The sequence below is a fragment of the Sphingobium sp. UBA5915 genome (genome assembly GCF_002431195.1).
In the GTDB taxonomy this organism is placed as follows: domain Bacteria; phylum Pseudomonadota; class Alphaproteobacteria; order Sphingomonadales; family Sphingomonadaceae; genus Sphingobium; species Sphingobium soli.
This window is the reverse complement of record NZ_DJDV01000128.1, coordinates 752-17,336: the sequence shown is the minus strand read 5'-3', so window position 1 is coordinate 17,336 and position 16,585 is coordinate 752. Positions and strand designations below refer to the sequence as shown.

The following is a 16,585-nucleotide window of genomic DNA, read 5'->3' as shown; positions in this document are numbered from 1 at the left end:
ATATTATCGAACACGAATATGATCTGGCGGCTGGAGTGAACCTCACCTATCTGCGCCGATCGACGACACTCAACATGATGCGGGACGTTGTATGACACGACCAAGCCAAAGCCCAAGTCCAGCCGATATCATGCCGCTGGCCACCGTCATGGCGCGGCTGCGTGATCCCGAAGTCGGCTGTCCTTGGGACATTGTTCAGGATTTTGCCTCGATCGCCCCCTATACGATCGAAGAAGCCTATGAGGTGGTAGATGCGATCGAGCGCGACGACATGGCGGCATTGCGCGATGAACTGGGTGACCTGTTGCTTCAAGTGGCCTTCCACAGCCGCATGGCCGAGCAAGCTGGCCATTTTTCCATGCAGGATGTCATCGACGGGATAACCCGCAAGATGATCCGCCGGCATCCGCACGTCTTTGGTGACGGCGTCAGGCGCGAGGATGGCCATGCGCAATGGGAGGCGATCAAGGCGGCCGAACGCGCGGAAAAGGAGCCTGATCCCAGCGCCCTATCGGGTGTGGCAACCGCCCTGCCCGCACTGTTGCGCGCGGAAAAGCTCCAGAAACGCGCGGCGCGCACGGGGTTCGATTGGCCAGACACGGACGGCGTGGTCGCAAAGATCGAGGAGGAACTGAAGGAAGTTGCCGCAGCGCGGACTAGTGCCGAGTATGAGGAAGAAGTTGGCGACCTGCTGTTCGCCGTCGTGAATTTGGCGCGTCACCTGAAGGTCGATCCTGAAACGGCGCTGCGCCGCGCCAATAGCAAGTTCGAGCGCCGTTTCCGGACAATGGAAGCAGAAGGCGGATTGTCTTTTGCAGCCATGCCGCTTGAAGACAAGGAAGCGCTTTGGCAAAGCGCCAAATCACAGGAGCGCACGGATTAACCATTGTAAGTTGCAACGGATATTGACGAGCGCCCATGGCAGGCATATCTTAGCTATTCAGATCAAAGGAGAATGCTATGCGCTTACGACTCCTTCTGCCGCTCTGTATGGCTGTTTCCGTTCCTGCCTTCGCGCAAGGAGGACATGCCGTCACCGGCATCACTGGCATCAATTTCAACGCCGGCTATGACTTTGGAACCTTGTCTTCCGGTAGCACGGCATATTCTGCCAGTGGCGCGTTCAGGGGCCCCCCCGACCGTCCGCCCGTAAACGCCATGCAATATGCCCGTGAACTGGTCGTGCAGGGAAAATATGCCGAGGCCGACCCGGTGTTAAATCGGCTTATGGGGCGAACCCCGAGCAAGGACGTCCGCTTTTTACTCGGCGTGACCAAGCTGGGCCTGGGTGACGCTGACGCCGCACGCCGATATTTCGAGCGGAGCGTGCATCGCGGTTTCCATTATCATCCAGGATCCATGAGTGGTCTGGCGCTCGCGGAAATCAAGCTGGGAAATGTCGATGCGGCGAACAATATCTTGGCTCGGTTGCGCAAGCAGCGTGAGGCGTGTGACAATCGTTGCGAGCGCGCCCCTGCCCTCAACGCGGCGATAAATGTGGTCGAAAAAAATCTGACGTAAGAGCTGGAGGGTGGATGGTCTTCGCCCTCTTTTATTTCACGCAAAGTCAGATTTGGTAAAGCGCGCGAAAGATGCGTCCGACAGCCGTACTTCGACCTTCGTCATGTCATCGCCTGTTTCCGAACGCAGTACTTCGCCATGCTCGTGCAGCCAGGCCAATGATGCGCCGTCCGCAACGGGAATGCTGAAGGTGTAAACTTTCGCTCCGCGGGTCATGTGATCGCTGATCATCCGTTGGAGTTGATCCACCCCCTCGCCTGTCAGCGCTGACAGGATGACGACATCCTCGCGCCGTGTAGCCTGCTCCCGGACCAAGGACGTGCTATCCGCATCCAGCAGATCGAGCTTGTTCCACGCCTCAATGATCGGCGGCGGCTCCGAGGCCCCCTCCCCGCGCTCCAGCGCCGCTTCACCGGTCAGGCCGAGTTCTCCGAGTACGTCCAGCACGTCGTCGCGCTGGGCCTCGCTGTCGGGATGGGCAATATCGCGGACATGGACGATGAGATCGGCGGACAGCACTTCCTCCAGCGTTGCGCGGAACGCGGCGATCAGTTGCGTCGGCAGGTCCGACACAAATCCCACGGTGTCGGACAGGATCGCCTTGTCGAGTCCGGGTAACGCAATCTGGCGCATCGTTGGATCGAGCGTAGCAAACAGTAAATCTTCCGCCATGACCTCGGCCCCGGTCAAGCGGTTGAAAAGCGTAGATTTTCCAGCGTTGGTATAGCCAACCAGCGCAATCACCGGCCAAGGCGCGCGCTGGCGGCGGGCCCGGTGAAGGCCGCGTGTGCGCGTCACCTGATCCAGCTCGCGCCGGATCTTGGCCATACGATCGCGGATCATGCGGCGGTCCGCCTCGATCTGGGTTTCCCCCGGACCGCCCAGGAAGCCAAAGCCGCCACGCTGCCGTTCAAGGTGAGTCCAACTGCGCACAAGGCGCCCCGCCTGATAGTCAAGATGGGCAAGTTCGACCTGCAATCGACCTTCGTTGGTGGCGGCGCGTTCACCGAAGATTTCCAGGATCAGACCGGTTCGGTCGATAACCTTGGCTTCACATGCCTTTTCCAAATTGCTTTGCTGAACCGGCGACAGACTATTGTCGACGATGATCAATTCGGCCTCTTCCTGGCGCGCTAGCGTCGCGATCTGGTCTACCTGCCCGCTGCCGAATAGGGTTGCCGGCTTGAGGTCGCGCACGCGAAATGCCTGCGCGGCGCGCACGTCAATGCCGATGGCGAGCGCTAACCCTCGCGCTTCTTCCAGCCGCGCATCGCTGTCCCTACGTTCTAGCCCACGAGTTTCCGCGTGAACGACCACCGCCCGCGCGCCGCGTGAAACTTCATCCTGTGATTCGCGATTGAACACGGCCATGAATATTTCAACGCCTCAAAATGCGACATGCTCCCGTCGGGCGGCGAACAGCCTGATGGGCTGAAATGCCGGCCAAGCGCGAGCATTATCGAAGGAATGAAAGGAACGCCGCAGCGATCAGTCGTCCTGTTCGTTTTCGCCCGTCAAGTCGAGCGCATGAAGAGGCTGAACCGTGGAAATGGCATGTTTGTAGACGAGCTGCACCATGCCGTCACGCTCCAGCAACATGCAGAACAAGTCGAACGCCGCGATCTCACCCTGGAGCATGACGCCGTTGACTAGGAACATCGTGACCGGGCTGCCGGATTTGCGAACGGCCGACAGGAAAATTTCCTGCAACAGCTTCGACTTGCCATTTCCATCACTCGATTTGCGCAGGTCGGTTAGGTCCATCGGCTGGGCCGGCATGACGGTTGAGATGGCGTGCTTGTACACCAGTTGCGACTGCCCATCACGGCGGAGCAGCACGGAAAAATTGTCGAACCAGGTGATGATGCCTTGCAGCTTTACGCCCTTGACCAGGAACATGGTCACCGGGGTCTTGCTCTTGCGCAGGCTGTTCAGGAAGATATCCTGAAGATTGTTCACTTTGTCGGCCATGGTCGTCGCCAGTCCTATATTCTTGGCGGGACGTTACCCGCTCTTCGCGCCCTTAAGCAGGGCGTCTTGCTTGTCTCCGCGTACCGGAGGCGGTGTATTTCTACCGCAATTGCGAAGAGCCGTCCACAGGCAATGGCAAATCGCTAATCCTTGTCTTCGGTGATGCCCAACAGCTTCAATTTCCGATGGAGGGCCGAGCGCTCCATGCCGATGAAGGTCGCCGTTCGCGAAATATTGCCGGAAAAGCGGCGGATTTGAATACGCAGATATTCGCGTTCGAAGCTCTCGCGCGCTTCGCGGAGCGGCGCGCCCATGATCGCCGATTGTCCAATCCCCTCCCCGCCGCTGTCGCTGGTCAATTCGGACGGCAGCATATCCAGCTCGATACGCCCGATCCGGTCCCCTGGCGCCAGAATCATCGTGCGTTCGATCACGTTGCGCAGCTGACGGACGTTGCCGGGCCATTCATTGGCCTGCAAAGCCGCCATGGCGTCACTGGCAATTTCGGGCGGGGGAACCCGGCGATCGGCGGCAAAGCGGGCGAGATAATGTTCAACCAGCGGCGGAATGTCGTCGCGACGCTCCGACAATGGCGGGATTGCCAATGGAACGACGTTGAGGCGGTAAAACAAATCTTCGCGGAACCGCCTTTCCTCGATCTCGCTCGCCAGGTTGAGCGCCGTTGAGGAAATGACGCGCACATCAACCTTCACCTGCCGCTGGCCGCCCACGCGCGTAAAGCTTTGATCGGTCAATACACGCAGGATCTTGCCCTGCGTGGTGAGCGGCATATCCGCGATCTCGTCGAGATAGAGCGTGCCGCCATGCGCCTGTTCCAGAAATCCAGGGCGCACGAGCCCACTCGCGTCCTCGATGCCGAACAATTCTTCCTCGACCCGGTCCGGGTCCATGCGCGCGGCAGCGACGATAATGAAGGGCGAGTCGGCCCGCCCGCTCCAGCTGTGCAGCATGCGGGCGGCGACTTCCTTGCCGACACCGGCGGGCCCGGAGATCAGCACGCGGCTGCCCGTGCCGGCGACCTTCTTGATGGTTGCGCGGACGCCGTTGATCGCGGCGGAAGTGCCGGTCAGTTCGTCATCCTGACCAAAGCGCGCGCGCAGCACCTGATTTTCCCGGCGGAGGCGCTCTGTTTCTGTGGCCCGCGCGACCAGGTGAAGCAGGCGATCGGCCTCGAACGGTTTTTCGATAAAGTCGGCCGCGCCCTTGCGGATGGCGGCAACGGCGGTGTCGATATTGCCATGGCCCGAGATCATTAATACTGGAACGGTCGGATCCCGGCGCTTGATCTCGTCCAGCAGTTCCAGTCCGTCCATGCGTGATCCCTGGAGCCAGACGTCGAGCAGCACCAGCGATGGACGACGCGAATCCAGTGCGTCAATCGCGCTATCGCTGTTGGCAGCCGTGCGCGTGGTAAAGCCTTCATCTTCCAGCACACCCGCGACGAGGTCGCGAATATCCTCTTCATCGTCGACAATCAGAATATCAAGCGCCATGGGCCGTCACTTTTCCTTTTGGCAGCGCCACCGGCTGCCCTTCTTCCAGTTTTTCCAGTGCCATCGCGGCAAATCGCAGGGTTACGCGTGCGCCGCCGCCTTCGGCATCGTCAAAGCGGATTTCGCCAAGATGTTCTTCGACAATCTTCTTGACGATGGCGAGACCCAGGCCGGTGCCTTTGGTTCGCGTCGTCATATAGGGTTCAAGGATGCGATCCCGCTCGGGTGGCAGGCCAATGCCATCGTCCCGCACCGTGATAACGATATCCTCACCATCCCGAGCGAGCGTCATGCGAACATGGCCGCGCGGGCCGCCTGCATCAGGTTCAGCCTTAGGCTCAATGGCTTCGACAGCGTTTTTGACGATATTCGTCAATGCCTGCCCGAGCTGGCGCCGGTCACATACCAGCTCCAGGTCGCTTTCGTGCGCGACATATTCGAACTGAATGTCAGGATGGGCGACTTCGTGCAGGAACAGGGCGTGGCGAGCGATGTCGCCAATCGCCTCGCGGCGGAAAACTGGCTTCGGCATCCGCGCGAAGGAAGAAAATTCGTCGACGATCCGACGCAGGTCACCGACTTGGCGTACGATGGTCCCGGTCAATCGGCTGAATGTCGCCTTGTCGCTGGTCACTTCCTCGGCATAGCGCCTCTGAAGACGCTCGGCCGCCAGCTGGATCGGCGTCAACGGGTTCTTGATCTCGTGCGCAATACGCCGGGCGACGTCCGACCAAGCGGCGCGGCGTTGGTCCGATAGTTGCTGGGTAATGTCATCGAAGGTGAGAATATGGCGCGATGCGTCGGCGGCGAGCTTCACCGCCAGGGTCCGCAAGTCGCCATGAGCCCGCACCTGAACGATGCCGGCATCCTCGCCTGATGTGACGAAATCAGCAAGTTCTGGAGAAATTTCCGCGAGACTCCGGCCGACTGGGTCATCATCCTCTCCCACAAGGATAGCTGCCGCCGAACTGTTCAGGAGCAGGATGACACCTTCCAGATCGACGGACAAAACCCCTGCGGTGACGCCTGACAGGATGGCCTCAATAAAGGCCCGACGCTCGTCCAACTGGCTGTTGGCAGCCACCAGCGCGCCGGTTTGCGCTTCGAGGCGCTGCGTCATGCGGTTGAAGGCGGATGCCAGAGTGCCGATTTCATCGCGGCTGAGCGGGCTGGTGACGCGCGCCGACAAGTCGCCCGCGGTGATGCGCCGGGCCGCGGTCACCAGTTCGTTGACAGGGCGGACCATCCAGTCCGCCACCGCCAGGGCGATATAGACGGCGATCCCGACGAGCAACAACGAGCCTACGAACAGCGCGACGTTGAAGCGCAATTGCAGCGCGCGCGATTGCGCCGCGAAAAGATCATAGTCGGCAATCACCTTTTGCGCCCGTTCCACATTGGAGAAGGACGATGTGCCCGCGTTGCGCGTGGCGTAGAGATAGACCTTGCTGTCGGGATAGAGCAGGGTCACGGCCTCGACCTGGTTCGGGCGCGCCTGGACCACGATATCCTCACCCGCCGCCAGGCGACGCACGACGTTCGGCGGCAGCATCTCGGCAACCGGGCGATTTTCCGGATCGACCGTCGCGGCGGTACGGGCGATCCCGTCCTTGCCCACCTCGATAATGGCCGATCGGTTCAGCTTTCGCGTGACGACCTGATAGATATAGCCCTCGGCGAAACGCGGGCTGGAAACGTCGGTCTGGCTCAGATAATCGCGAAGATCACCCGCCATGGTCAGCGTTTCGTCGCGAACCTCGCGCAAATTCTGCTCATAATAGCCGCGCGCCAGGTCGCTTGCATTTTGCAGCATGCCGCGCGCGCTGTCGGAAAACCAGAATTGCACGCCATATTGGAACAGCAGGGATGCGAAGATCACCACCAGCAGCATCGGGACGCTCGCGACGATCGAAAAGATCGCGACCAGCCGCACGTGCAATTGCCCGTCGCTGCCGATCGCCGACGCGCTGGCGCGCCGCTTGGCAACGCGGCGGCCCAGCAGAACAAGCAGGGCGATTGCAGGAACCAGATTGGCAACCAGCAACAGCGCAACGATCGGCGGCGTCAGCAATGTATAGGATTGGCCGCTGCCAGACAGCAGATGGTAGGTCAGCCCCGCCATGCCGAGGAACAGCGCGAGCGTAATCCCTTCCACCAACGCAGCGAGTCGCCCGCCGCGTAGGAACGCCGGCATCAGCCTCCGCCATGCAGCGGCCCGCTTGGGGAGGATATTCGCGCCGATCATAGTGGCTTTGTTACAACAAGCCCGTGCCCATTCAAACACAGTATTTCACCGCCCAGCTGTCGCTGGTCGATTCCCCCCGTCGTTTCGTCTCGATCCGCAACCTGATCGGGTCAGTCGCCCAACCGCAGCTGCAAGGGATCAAGGCCATAATCCGTCAATTTCTTGCGCAACGTGTTGCGATTGATACCAAGCAGCCCGGCCGCCCGGATTTGGTTTCCATCAACACTCGACAACACCTCTTCCAGAAGGACCGGTTCGATCACGGCGAGCAGATCATCGTGCAAGGCGCGTTGCGGCTGGCTGATGCCGATCCCTAATTGCCGTTTGGCCCAGTCGCGGACGGCATGGATCAGATGATCGGCAGGCGCGGCATGATCCGCCGGAACATGCTCGATCGGCAGCATATGGCGCAGCATCTCGGCCGTAATGACATTTTCCCGGCTGAGCACCGACAAGCGCTGCATCATATTCTGAAGTTCACGGACATTGCCCGGCCAATGCCAGGCCATCAGCAATTGCGCAGCGTCTTCGGCCAAAGCCTTGCGCGGCAGGCCATCCTGCGCGGCGCGTTCCAGGAAATGGCGCGCGAGCAGAATGACGTCTTCCCGCCGTTCCCGCAGGGGTGGCAGCGCGATCGGCACGACGTTCAGGCGATAGTAGAGATCCTGCCGAAAGCGGCCTTCTTCAATCAGTTGCGGAAGGTGCTTGTTAGTGGCTGCGATGATCCGAACATTCACCCGGACCGGTTTCGAGCCCCCCACTGTCGTGACTTCACCCGATTGAAGGACGCGAAGCAGGCGCGTCTGCGCCTCCATCGGCATATCTCCAATTTCGTCGAGAAAGAGCGTGCCGCCCTGCGCCTGTTCGAACTTGCCGGCAGTGCGAGCCTGTGCGCCAGTAAAGGCGCCCTTTTCATAACCAAACAGTTCCGCTTCGATCAACTCACGCGGTATTGCAGCCATATTGATCGCGATGAAGGGTTTTGTGCGCCGCTGCCCCAGGCTGTGGATCGCCTCTGCAACCAGTTCCTTCCCCGTTCCCGATTCGCCCAGCACCAGGATCGAAAGGTCATTGGACAGAACGCGCGCGATCGTCCGATAGACTTCCTGCATCGCTGGCGAGCGGCCGACGAGCGGCAGTCCGTCATGGGGCAGGCCGCCATGCCCTTCTTCCGCCCCGTCGGCCGGAGCGCGAGTGCCCAGCGCGTCGGAAACGGCGCGGGTAAGTTCGTTCAGATCGAAAGGTTTGGGCAGATACTCGAACGCCCCCTTTTCGGTCGCGCGGATCGCGGTATTGAGCGTGTTCTGCGCCGAAAGGATGATGACATTCAGGTCCGGGTTGCGGTCAAGAATATCGGCCACGCCGTCCAGTCCGTCGCCATCGGGCAGCATGACGTCAGTGATAAGGACATCGGGCGTAAAACTGTCGATCAAGGCGCTGCGTTCGCGAATGGACGCGGCCGTCTTCACCTTATGCCCCTGCCGCCGCAGCGCTTCGCCGACCACGACGCAGATTGCGGGATCGTCATCGACCACCAGGATCGCACCCGTCGCCCTCATGACGCCATCCCCATCGGGAGCAATATACGGAAGCTGGATTCTCCGGCTTCGGTGTCGCGCGCATATTGGACAAAACCATTCATGTCGCGCACCAACTTGTCGACCAGCGCCAGCCCCAGTCCCTGCCCGTCCCGCTTGCCAGTGATGAACGGGTTGAAAAGATGGTCGAGAATATGTTCCGGAACGCCAGGACCATTGTCGATGACCAGAATCTCGATGGGCAGCACGGCACTGCCCCTGCCGCCGCCCGTCACCACAGAAACGCCGTGGCGGAAAGCGGTTTCGACGCGGATGACCGGCCTGGCGACATGATCCAGTGCTTCGGCGGCATTTTTCAGCAGGTTTATCATCACCTGCACCAACGCATCGTCGTTGATGGTGGCAAATGGCAAGGATGGATCATAATGTTTTATGATCTTGATGTTTTTTGCGAACCCCGCAGCAGCGATTCCGGCGGCGCGATCAATCAGGGGATAGATGTTGCCGGGGTGGCACTCCAGGGTTCGATCGGTCGTGAAATCCTGCATCCGGTCGATCAGCGCGGCAATGCGATCCACCTCGTTACAGATAAGTTGGGTCAACGCTGTGTCGCGCCCGTCCTGACCGGATTCCAGAAGTTGCGCCGCGCCACGAATTCCCGACAGCGGATTCTTGATTTCATGCGCCAATATGGCGGCTGCGCCCATGGCGGAGCGCGCCCCTCCGGCCGAGTTGCGACGACCGATCTTGCGCGCCTGGCTTTGCGCGTGCACCGACACAACGCGCCAGCCGTCATGATCGACGATCGGCGAAATCAGCAAGTCGACTTCCATCTCCGCAGTGCGGCCCGCATGAACCTTGATATCGTAAGCCGCAACCGCCTTGTTGCTGTGCCAGATGTCAAAGCGTGCACCTGCTTCGGCAATTCTGATGGTCCGCGACACGTCACTGCCAATGATCGCCGAACGCGCCATGTTAAGCAGCGTTTCTGCGCGAACATTGGCGTCGGCAATACTATTGTCCGGCTTAACGATCAGTGTCGCGACCGGCAACGCAGTCATCTGTTCGGCCAGCGATGGTCCGTCCTGCGCGACGCGGAGCGGCGGGACCGACGTGAGGACGCTGGTCATGCGGCCTTGCGCAATTCCGCCGGATCAAGGCCGCTGGCGATCAACGGTTCAAAAAAGCGCGCCAGCATGTCGAGGACGGTGTCGGCGTCCGGCTCCTGGTTCACGGCATTGCGGAATTCCGCCGATCCAGTCAGCCCCTTGGTATACCAACCGATATGCTTGCGCGCCATGTTGACGCCGGTATGCCTGTCATAATGATCGAGCATCGCGCGATAATGCTCTACGATTACGTGATATTGTTCCTCAAGCGAAGGATCGGGCAGACGCGTTCCGTCCGTCAGCCACGCCATGACCTGACCGATCAGCCAGGGACGACCATAGGCGCCGCGGCCGATCATCACGCCATCCGCGCCGCTTTGCTCCAGAGCTGTGTCGGCATCCTCGATCGAACAGATATCCCCATTGACGACGACGGGCAGCTTCACCGCATCCTTCACCTTGCGCACAAAGGCCCAGTCGGCCGACCCCTTGTACATCTGGTTACGGGTGCGGCCGTGCACGGTGATCAGTTTTGCGCCCAGATCCTCGGCGATATGCGCCAGTTCGGGCGCATTGAGGCTGGCATGATCCCAGCCCATCCGCATCTTGACGGTGACGGGCACGTCCACCGCCTCTACCGTCGCCTTGATCAGCGAGGCGGCGAGCGGCAGGTCGCGCATCAGCGCGCTGCCGGCGTCGCCATTGACGACCTTCTTGACCGGGCAGCCCATGTTGATGTCGATAATGGCTGCGCCGCGATCGGCATTGAGCCTGGCGGCATCGGCCATTTCCCTGGGAGAACAGCCGGCCAGCTGCATTGACACCGGTTCTTCCAGCGGATGCCAGGCGGCCTTTTGCAGCGATTGGCGCGTTTCGCGTATCATTGCCGCCGACGCGATCATTTCCGTCACGTTCAGGCCCGATCCATAGCGGCGCACCAGCGTCCGAAACGGCATGTCGGTGACGCCGGTCATCGGTGCCAACACGACGGGCATGTCGATGGTCACCGGACCGATGGAAATGGGTGAAAGCCTGCGCATGATCTTCACTTCACAATGTGCCTAAAAAACGGGCAGCCTTTAGCGGAAATGGGCTTCGCCGACAAGCGCTGTGCCTCTCCCCCTTCCTGATTTCAGCGGGAGCGGCTATGCGGCGGCGATGACCTTTCCCTTGAAGACCATCGCGCTGATCGTCGCCGCAGGCCAGGGCAACCGCGTTGGCGGTGAAGTGCCAAAGCAATATCGCGTCATCGCAGGCAAAACCGTGTTGGCCCACGCGCATGAGGCCCTGGCCAGCCATGATGCAATCGACGGCGTGGTCGTGGTCGTGGCCGCGGGGCAGGAGGATCTCGCGCAGGCGCTGCTTGGTGAGGATGTGCAGGTGGTGGTCGGCGCGGACAGCCGGAGGGGATCGGTACATGCGGGGCTGGAGGCGATCGCTGCGGCAGGCGGCGCGGACATCGTGTTGATCCACGATGCGGCGCGCCCCTTCCTGCCCCCGGTGGTGGTGGATCGGCTCCTGGGCGCGTTGATGGACAAGGACGGGGCTATCCCCATATTGCCCGTTGCAGACACTCTGGTGCGCGGTGCGGGCGGCCTCATGGAAAATACGGTGGATCGCGCGCAATTGCATCGAGTCCAGACGCCGCAAGCCTTTCGCTTTCCAGCTATTTTAGCTGCGCATCGCACCTGGGATACGGCACATGACGCGACCGACGACGCGCAAATTCTGCGCGCCTGTGGTCATGACGTCATTCTGGTGCAAGGTGATGAAAGATTGAACAAATTGACCTACGAACAGGATTTCAGCCGCGTGCAAGCCCTGTTGGCGCCCGCTTTCGTTACCCGCGTTGGCATGGGCTATGACGTGCATCGCCTTGCAGCGGGCGAGCCCTTGTGGCTGGGCGGCGTTCTCGTCCCGCATGATCGCGGGCTGGCCGGTCACAGCGACGCGGATGTCGCGCTTCATGCGATCGTCGATGCGGTGCTGGGTGCGCTGGCGGATGGAGATATTGGCAGCCATTTTCCGCCATCCGATCCACAATGGCGGGGCGCGTCGTCAGACCGCTTCCTTGCCCATGCCCGTGACCGGGTGAAGGCGCATCAGGGGCGGATCGACCATATCGATCTCACCATCATCTGCGAAGCGCCCAAGATCGGTCCGCACCGCGAAGGCATGCGCGCCCGTATCGCCGAGATATTGGAGGTGTCGACCGAACAGGTCAGCGTGAAGGCGACGACGACCGAGAGGCTGGGTTTCGCGGGCCGCCGTGAAGGGATCGCGGCACAGGCGGTTGCCACCCTCTCCCTACCCGCGCTATCCTGACGCCATGCCCGATACCGTCCTCCCGACCCGACTGGTCGAACTCGCCGACAAGGTCATCATCGCCAATCGTCGCGCCGGGCGCACGGTGGCGGTTGCCGAAAGCTGCACTGGCGGCCTTGTGTCGGCCGCACTGACCGAGATCGCTGGCTCCTCCGACGTCTTCGAAGCTGGATTTGTCACTTATTCCAATGATATGAAGGCGGAGCTTCTGAAGGTTTCGCATGACGTGCTGGACACGTTCGGGGCCGTGTCTATCGCCACCGCCTGGGCGATGGCGCAGGGCGCGCTGAAACAAAGCCATGCTGATGTCGCTGTCGCCATCACAGGCATTGCAGGGCCAGGCGGCGGCAGCGATCAAAAGCCCGTCGGCACAGTCGTGTTCGCGCGCGCCGAGCGGGGCGCCAGCCCCGACAAGGTCGTCGCAGACATGCGGCATTTCGATAATGACGGCCGGGGCGGCGTTCGCCTTCAGGCGGCGCTGTGCGCGCTGGAATTGCTGCTGCCCGGCGAGGCGTAAAGTTCGGCAGCGCGTTCTTCGAACGCACCGATCATCTTGCGCAGCGCCTTGTCGAAAAATTGCCCGGCGAGCATTTCGAAGATGCGGTTCTTGAATTCGAACTCCACCTCGAAATCGACCAGCACGCCCCCCTGCCCGTCGTCTCGGAACTGCCATTCATTGTGCAGATGCTTGAGCGGCCCGTCGAGATAATCGACTCGTACATGATCGGGTCGCTCTTTAAGGACGCGGGATGTGAAGCTTTCCTTGATGCCCTTGAAGCCGACGATCATGTCGGCGACCATTTCTCGCTCGCCATCCTGACGCACCCGGATCGCGCTCACCCAGGGCAGAAATTCGGGATAAGCCGCGACGTTCGACACCAGGTCGAACATCTGGGCAGGCGTATAGGGAAGATGACGCGTTTCGTTGTGACGGGGCATCGTGCGGTCAGGCCTTCGCCGCGGCCTTGGCAAGCCGCGCTTCGCGCGCTGCCTTCATTTCGGCAAAATCCTTGCCGGCATGATAGCTGGAGCGGGTGAGCGGGCTGGACGCGACCTGCAGGAAACCCTTGGCGCGCGCGATGCCGGCATAGGCGTTAAACGCGGCAGGCGTCACGAACTCCATCACCTTGGCATGTTTGGGCGTCGGCTGGAGATATTGGCCCATGGTCAGAAAATCGATGTCGGCCGAACGCATGTCGTCCATCACCTGATGCACCTCCAACCGCTCCTCGCCCAGCCCCAGCATGATGCCCGACTTGGTGAAGATCGACGGATCGAGCTTCTTGACCGTTTCCAGCAGGCGCAGCGACGCATAATAGCGCGCGCCCGGCCGGATGGTTGGATAAAGGCGCGGCACGGTTTCAAGATTGTGATTGTAGACGTCGGGGCGCGCCGCAACGATCATTTCGACCGCTCGCTCATGCTTGTTGCGGAAATCGGGCGTCAGAATTTCGATGGTCGTGTTCGGCGTCGTGCGGCGCAGAGCTTCGATCACCTTGACGAATTGGCTGGCGCCGCCATCGGGCAGATCGTCGCGATCGACCGAGGTAATGACGATATGCTCCAGCCCCATTTCAGCGCAGGCATCCGCCAGATTCTGCGGCTCATTGGGGTCGACCTTGCGCGGCATGCCGGTCTTGACGTTGCAAAAGGCGCAGGCGCGGGTGCACACATCCCCCAGGATCATCACCGTCGCATGCTTTTTGGTCCAGCATTCGCCGATATTGGGACAGGCCGCTTCCTCGCAAACCGTCGCCAGCTTCTTTTCCCGCATCAACTGGCGGGTCTCATTATAGCCCTTGCTGGTCGGGGCTTTGACGCGGATCCAGTCGGGCTTGCGGGCGCGTTCGGGCTGGGCCGGCGCGGGAATGGGGGACAGCTCGTTCATGGGCACCAGATAGCGATGCCGGGTCGCTCTTGCCAGTGCAGAGTTTGTCAGGCACATCGTCGCCATGATCGACTTTGCCGAAATGCTGGCGGGCTATCGCCGCTTCCGCGAAACCGGCTGGGCGCAGCAGCGCGACCGCTGGGATGAATTGAACGAAGGGCAGAGCCCCCGGGTGATGGTGATCGCCTGTTCGGACAGCCGCGTCGATCCGGCACAGATATTCGACACCAGCCCCGGCGAAATCTTCGTTGTGCGCAATGTTGCCGCTTTGGTGCCGCCATTCGAAACGACGCCAGGCCGTCATGGTGTATCCGCCGCGCTGGAATTTGCGGTGCAGGTGCTCAAGGTCGACGAGATCCTGGTCATGGGCCATGGCAAATGCGGCGGCTGCAAGGCGGCGCTCAGCGCCGATCTGAAGGGCGCGCCTCCGGGCGAAGGCGGCTTCATTCACAATTGGATCGAGCTGCTGGACGAGGCGCGCGAGACGGTCGTTGGCCGCTATGGCGAGCGCCGCGACCGGGAGGTCGAGCGAGCGATGGAGCAGGAAGGGGTCAAGGTCAGCCTTGCCAACCTGCGCAGTTTCCCGTGCGTGCGCGAGAAGGAAAAGGCGGGCGAACTCAAACTGATCGGTAGCTTCTTCGCGATCGCCGACGGCCAGCTTCATATATTGGATGAAGCGAGCGGCGCCTTTTCGCCGGCCGCCTGACGCAGGAGACGGCTATGGCGACGCGACAGGAAGGGCGCGGTAACATTGCGCTGCTGATCGATTCCGACAATGCTTCGGCGGCGCATTTCGATTCGGTGATGACGGTTCTGGCAGAACTGGGAACGGTGAATATCCGCCGGGCCTATGGCAATTGGAGCAAGACGACCCTGAAAGCCTGGGCCGCTCTTTCAATTACCCAGGCGATCGAGCCGCAGCAGCAGTTCGACCTGACCAAAGGCAAGAATGCCACGGACATGAAAATGACCATCGACGCCATGGACTTGCTGGCCAGCGGCCGTGTCGATGGTTTCGGCCTTATGTCCAGTGATAGCGATTTCACGCCCTTGGTAACGCGCATCCGACAGGACGGCATCCCCGTTTACGGCTTTGGCAATGCCAATACGCCCGAAGGATTTCGCCGCGCCTGCACCCGCTTCATCGACGTTGCCGCGCTGGAACCAGCAGAGGTTCCTGCTTCCAAGCCTGCACGGAAGGCGGAAACCAGACCGGCTGCGGCGAAATCAAAAGCCGCGACCGAATCGGAACCGAAGGCCAAACCGATCGATGAGGAAGTCGTAAAACTGCTGATCGACGCTTATGACGCCGTCAAGCGCGACGAACATGGCTTTGCGGCGTTGGGCAGCGTAGGGCAACTGGCGGGCAATCGGTCGAGTTTCGATACACGCAACTATGGGTATAAGCGCCTGTCCGACCTGATCCGCGACGTTCCCAATTTCACGGTCGAGGTGCGCGAAGGCGGCCAGACCTGGATCAAGCGCGTCCATTAATGACCCGGGTCGCGCGCCGCCTGACGATCACAGGCCGGGTTCAAGGCGTCTGGTATCGCGCATGGACGGTGGAAACGGCGCAAAGCCTTGGCCGTTGCGGGTGGGTGCGCAATCGCACCGATGGCAGTGTCGAGGCTCTGATCGAGGGCGATGAGAATGCCGTCGCGCAATTTGTCCGATTGGCGCATGATGGACCGCCCGCCGCGCGGGTCGATCGGGTTGATGCCCAGCCGGCCGCAGTTAGTGGACATCAGGATTTTTTGAAGCGATCCACGGCCTGAGCAAATCCCGGGCCTCGTGTCAGGCGGAATGCGCGAGCACCTGCACGGCTTTCGCGCGAATGTCACTGTAGCCCCCCTCGCCAGTCGCGGGGTCTACCAGCATCTGCAATACCGCTTCGAGGCTGACGATCCGCGCATTGAGTGCCGCGACCTGGGCGTTATTCTGCGATCGGGTCGAAACGTCATGGTCTTTAGCAAGCCGCTCGACCGTATCCCAAACCTCAAAGAGCGAATCTTCGGTCGGCATTGCACCGTCGACAGCATCGGGAGGATCGTAAGGATATGTCATAACTACCGCTGTAGCTACCTAATACGGCTGTTGTATGAAAGCCCTTAGCTCAATGGCTTATCGATTTTTTGGTGCGGTTCGGCTTGCTCGCAGCACGCCCGTCTCATCCTCCTCCGCCACTTTGCGCGCCGCAGAAAAAAAAGGGCCGGTCGAATGACCAGCCCGAAAGTTTTTAGGAGAGGATGCCTGAAAGGCACCTTTGGATATGGAATGGTAGCGCGACCATCGCAAGTGCGAAAGGCACCCGAGCGATTGCAAAAACTGCAATCGCCCCGAGGTCATTCAGATCAGCGCGTCAGCTTCTTATAGGCAAGGCGGGTCGGCCGATCGGCAGCATCGCCCAGGCGACGGCGCTTATCCTCTTCATAAGCCTCGAAATTGCCCTCGAACCATTCGACATGGCTGTCGCC

The 16,585-nt window shown here is 60.9% G+C and carries 17 protein-coding genes; 7 read left to right on the top strand and 10 right to left on the bottom strand.

What is annotated here, in order from left to right:
* Positions 1–130 precede the first annotated feature (130 nt).
* On the top strand, positions 131–883 hold the full coding sequence (gene mazG, locus B2V90_RS22715; protein WP_228222497.1) for a nucleoside triphosphate pyrophosphohydrolase: 753 nt from the start codon (positions 131–133) through the stop codon (positions 881–883).
* A 77-nt stretch (positions 884–960) separates the two neighbouring features.
* On the top strand, positions 961–1,521 hold the full coding sequence (locus tag B2V90_RS22710; RefSeq protein WP_037542223.1) for a tetratricopeptide repeat protein: 561 nt from the start codon (positions 961–963) through the stop codon (positions 1,519–1,521).
* A 36-nt stretch (positions 1,522–1,557) separates the two neighbouring features.
* Here B2V90_RS22710 and hflX read toward each other — a convergent pair whose 3' ends face one another.
* From hflX to dusB, 7 genes are all read right to left on the bottom strand, one after another.
* Positions 1,558–2,892, bottom strand: coding sequence for a GTPase HflX (gene hflX / locus B2V90_RS22705; protein ID WP_228222496.1), 1,335 nt, complete (start codon positions 2,890–2,892; stop codon positions 1,558–1,560).
* A gap of 117 nt (positions 2,893–3,009) precedes the next feature.
* The gene (gene hfq / locus B2V90_RS22700; RefSeq protein WP_009821650.1) at positions 3,010–3,492 is read right to left on the bottom strand and encodes an RNA chaperone Hfq; all 483 of its coding nucleotides are present in this window, start codon (positions 3,490–3,492) and stop codon (positions 3,010–3,012) included.
* Positions 3,493–3,635: 143 nt separating this feature from the next.
* Positions 3,636–5,006, bottom strand: a complete 1,371-nt coding sequence (locus B2V90_RS22695) for a sigma-54-dependent transcriptional regulator (RefSeq protein WP_228222495.1) — start codon at positions 5,004–5,006, stop codon at positions 3,636–3,638.
* On the bottom strand, positions 4,996–7,251 hold the full coding sequence (locus tag B2V90_RS22690; protein ID WP_228222494.1) for a sensor histidine kinase: 2,256 nt from the start codon (positions 7,249–7,251) through the stop codon (positions 4,996–4,998). The genes B2V90_RS22695 and B2V90_RS22690 overlap by 11 nt, the downstream gene beginning before the upstream one ends.
* A gap of 110 nt (positions 7,252–7,361) precedes the next feature.
* Entirely contained in the window at positions 7,362–8,810 is a 1,449-nt protein-coding gene (gene ntrC, locus B2V90_RS22685; protein ID WP_228222493.1) for a nitrogen regulation protein NR(I), read from the bottom strand.
* Positions 8,807–9,919 carry a two-component system sensor histidine kinase NtrB gene (locus B2V90_RS22680; RefSeq protein ID WP_009821654.1) on the bottom strand — a complete coding sequence of 371 codons (1,113 nt, stop codon included), beginning with the start codon at positions 9,917–9,919 and terminating at the stop codon, positions 8,807–8,809. The genes ntrC and B2V90_RS22680 overlap by 4 nt, the downstream gene beginning before the upstream one ends.
* Positions 9,916–10,938, bottom strand: a complete 1,023-nt coding sequence (gene dusB, locus B2V90_RS22675; protein ID WP_228222492.1) for a tRNA dihydrouridine synthase DusB — start codon at positions 10,936–10,938, stop codon at positions 9,916–9,918. Before dusB ends, B2V90_RS22680 begins: the two co-directional genes overlap by 4 nt.
* A gap of 118 nt (positions 10,939–11,056) precedes the next feature.
* Here dusB and B2V90_RS22670 point away from each other — a divergent pair, with 118 nt between their 5' ends.
* Both B2V90_RS22670 and B2V90_RS22665 read left to right on the top strand, forming a co-directional pair.
* Complete coding sequence (locus tag B2V90_RS22670) at positions 11,057–12,223, top strand: bifunctional 2-C-methyl-D-erythritol 4-phosphate cytidylyltransferase/2-C-methyl-D-erythritol 2,4-cyclodiphosphate synthase (protein ID WP_228222491.1); 1,167 nt, start codon at positions 11,057–11,059, stop codon at positions 12,221–12,223.
* A 4-nt stretch (positions 12,224–12,227) separates the two neighbouring features.
* Positions 12,228–12,740, top strand: a complete 513-nt coding sequence (locus B2V90_RS22665; protein WP_228222490.1) for a CinA family protein — start codon at positions 12,228–12,230, stop codon at positions 12,738–12,740.
* On the opposite strand, the gene B2V90_RS22660 is transcribed toward B2V90_RS22665, so the two are convergent.
* Together B2V90_RS22660 and lipA are read right to left on the bottom strand one after the other, a co-directional pair.
* Complete coding sequence (locus B2V90_RS22660) at positions 12,692–13,162, bottom strand: type II toxin-antitoxin system RatA family toxin (protein ID WP_009821658.1); 471 nt, start codon at positions 13,160–13,162, stop codon at positions 12,692–12,694. The two genes, B2V90_RS22665 and B2V90_RS22660, sit on opposite strands and share 49 nt — an antisense overlap.
* 7 nt (positions 13,163–13,169) lie before the next feature.
* Positions 13,170–14,168 carry a lipoyl synthase gene (gene lipA, locus B2V90_RS22655; protein ID WP_050763017.1) on the bottom strand — a complete coding sequence of 333 codons (999 nt, stop codon included), beginning with the start codon at positions 14,166–14,168 and terminating at the stop codon, positions 13,170–13,172.
* A 7-nt stretch (positions 14,169–14,175) separates the two neighbouring features.
* Here lipA and B2V90_RS22650 point away from each other — a divergent pair, with 7 nt between their 5' ends.
* From B2V90_RS22650 to B2V90_RS22640, 3 genes are read left to right on the top strand one after another with little or no spacing between them, the layout of a single operon-like run.
* Complete coding sequence (locus B2V90_RS22650; RefSeq protein ID WP_009821661.1) at positions 14,176–14,817, top strand: carbonic anhydrase; 642 nt, start codon at positions 14,176–14,178, stop codon at positions 14,815–14,817.
* Between the two features lie 14 nt (positions 14,818–14,831).
* Positions 14,832–15,605 (top strand): NYN domain-containing protein, encoded by a 774-nt coding sequence (locus tag B2V90_RS22645; protein WP_009821662.1) that lies wholly within the window; start codon positions 14,832–14,834, stop codon positions 15,603–15,605.
* Positions 15,605–15,886, top strand: coding sequence for an acylphosphatase (locus tag B2V90_RS22640; RefSeq protein WP_228222489.1), 282 nt, complete (start codon positions 15,605–15,607; stop codon positions 15,884–15,886). Before B2V90_RS22645 ends, B2V90_RS22640 begins: the two co-directional genes overlap by 1 nt.
* Before the next feature lie 19 nt (positions 15,887–15,905).
* Here the strand turns inward: B2V90_RS22640 and B2V90_RS22635 are convergent, their stop codons facing one another.
* Positions 15,906–16,175, bottom strand: a complete 270-nt coding sequence (locus B2V90_RS22635) for a hypothetical protein (RefSeq protein WP_228222488.1) — start codon at positions 16,173–16,175, stop codon at positions 15,906–15,908.
* Positions 16,176–16,585: the final 410 nt, after the last annotated feature.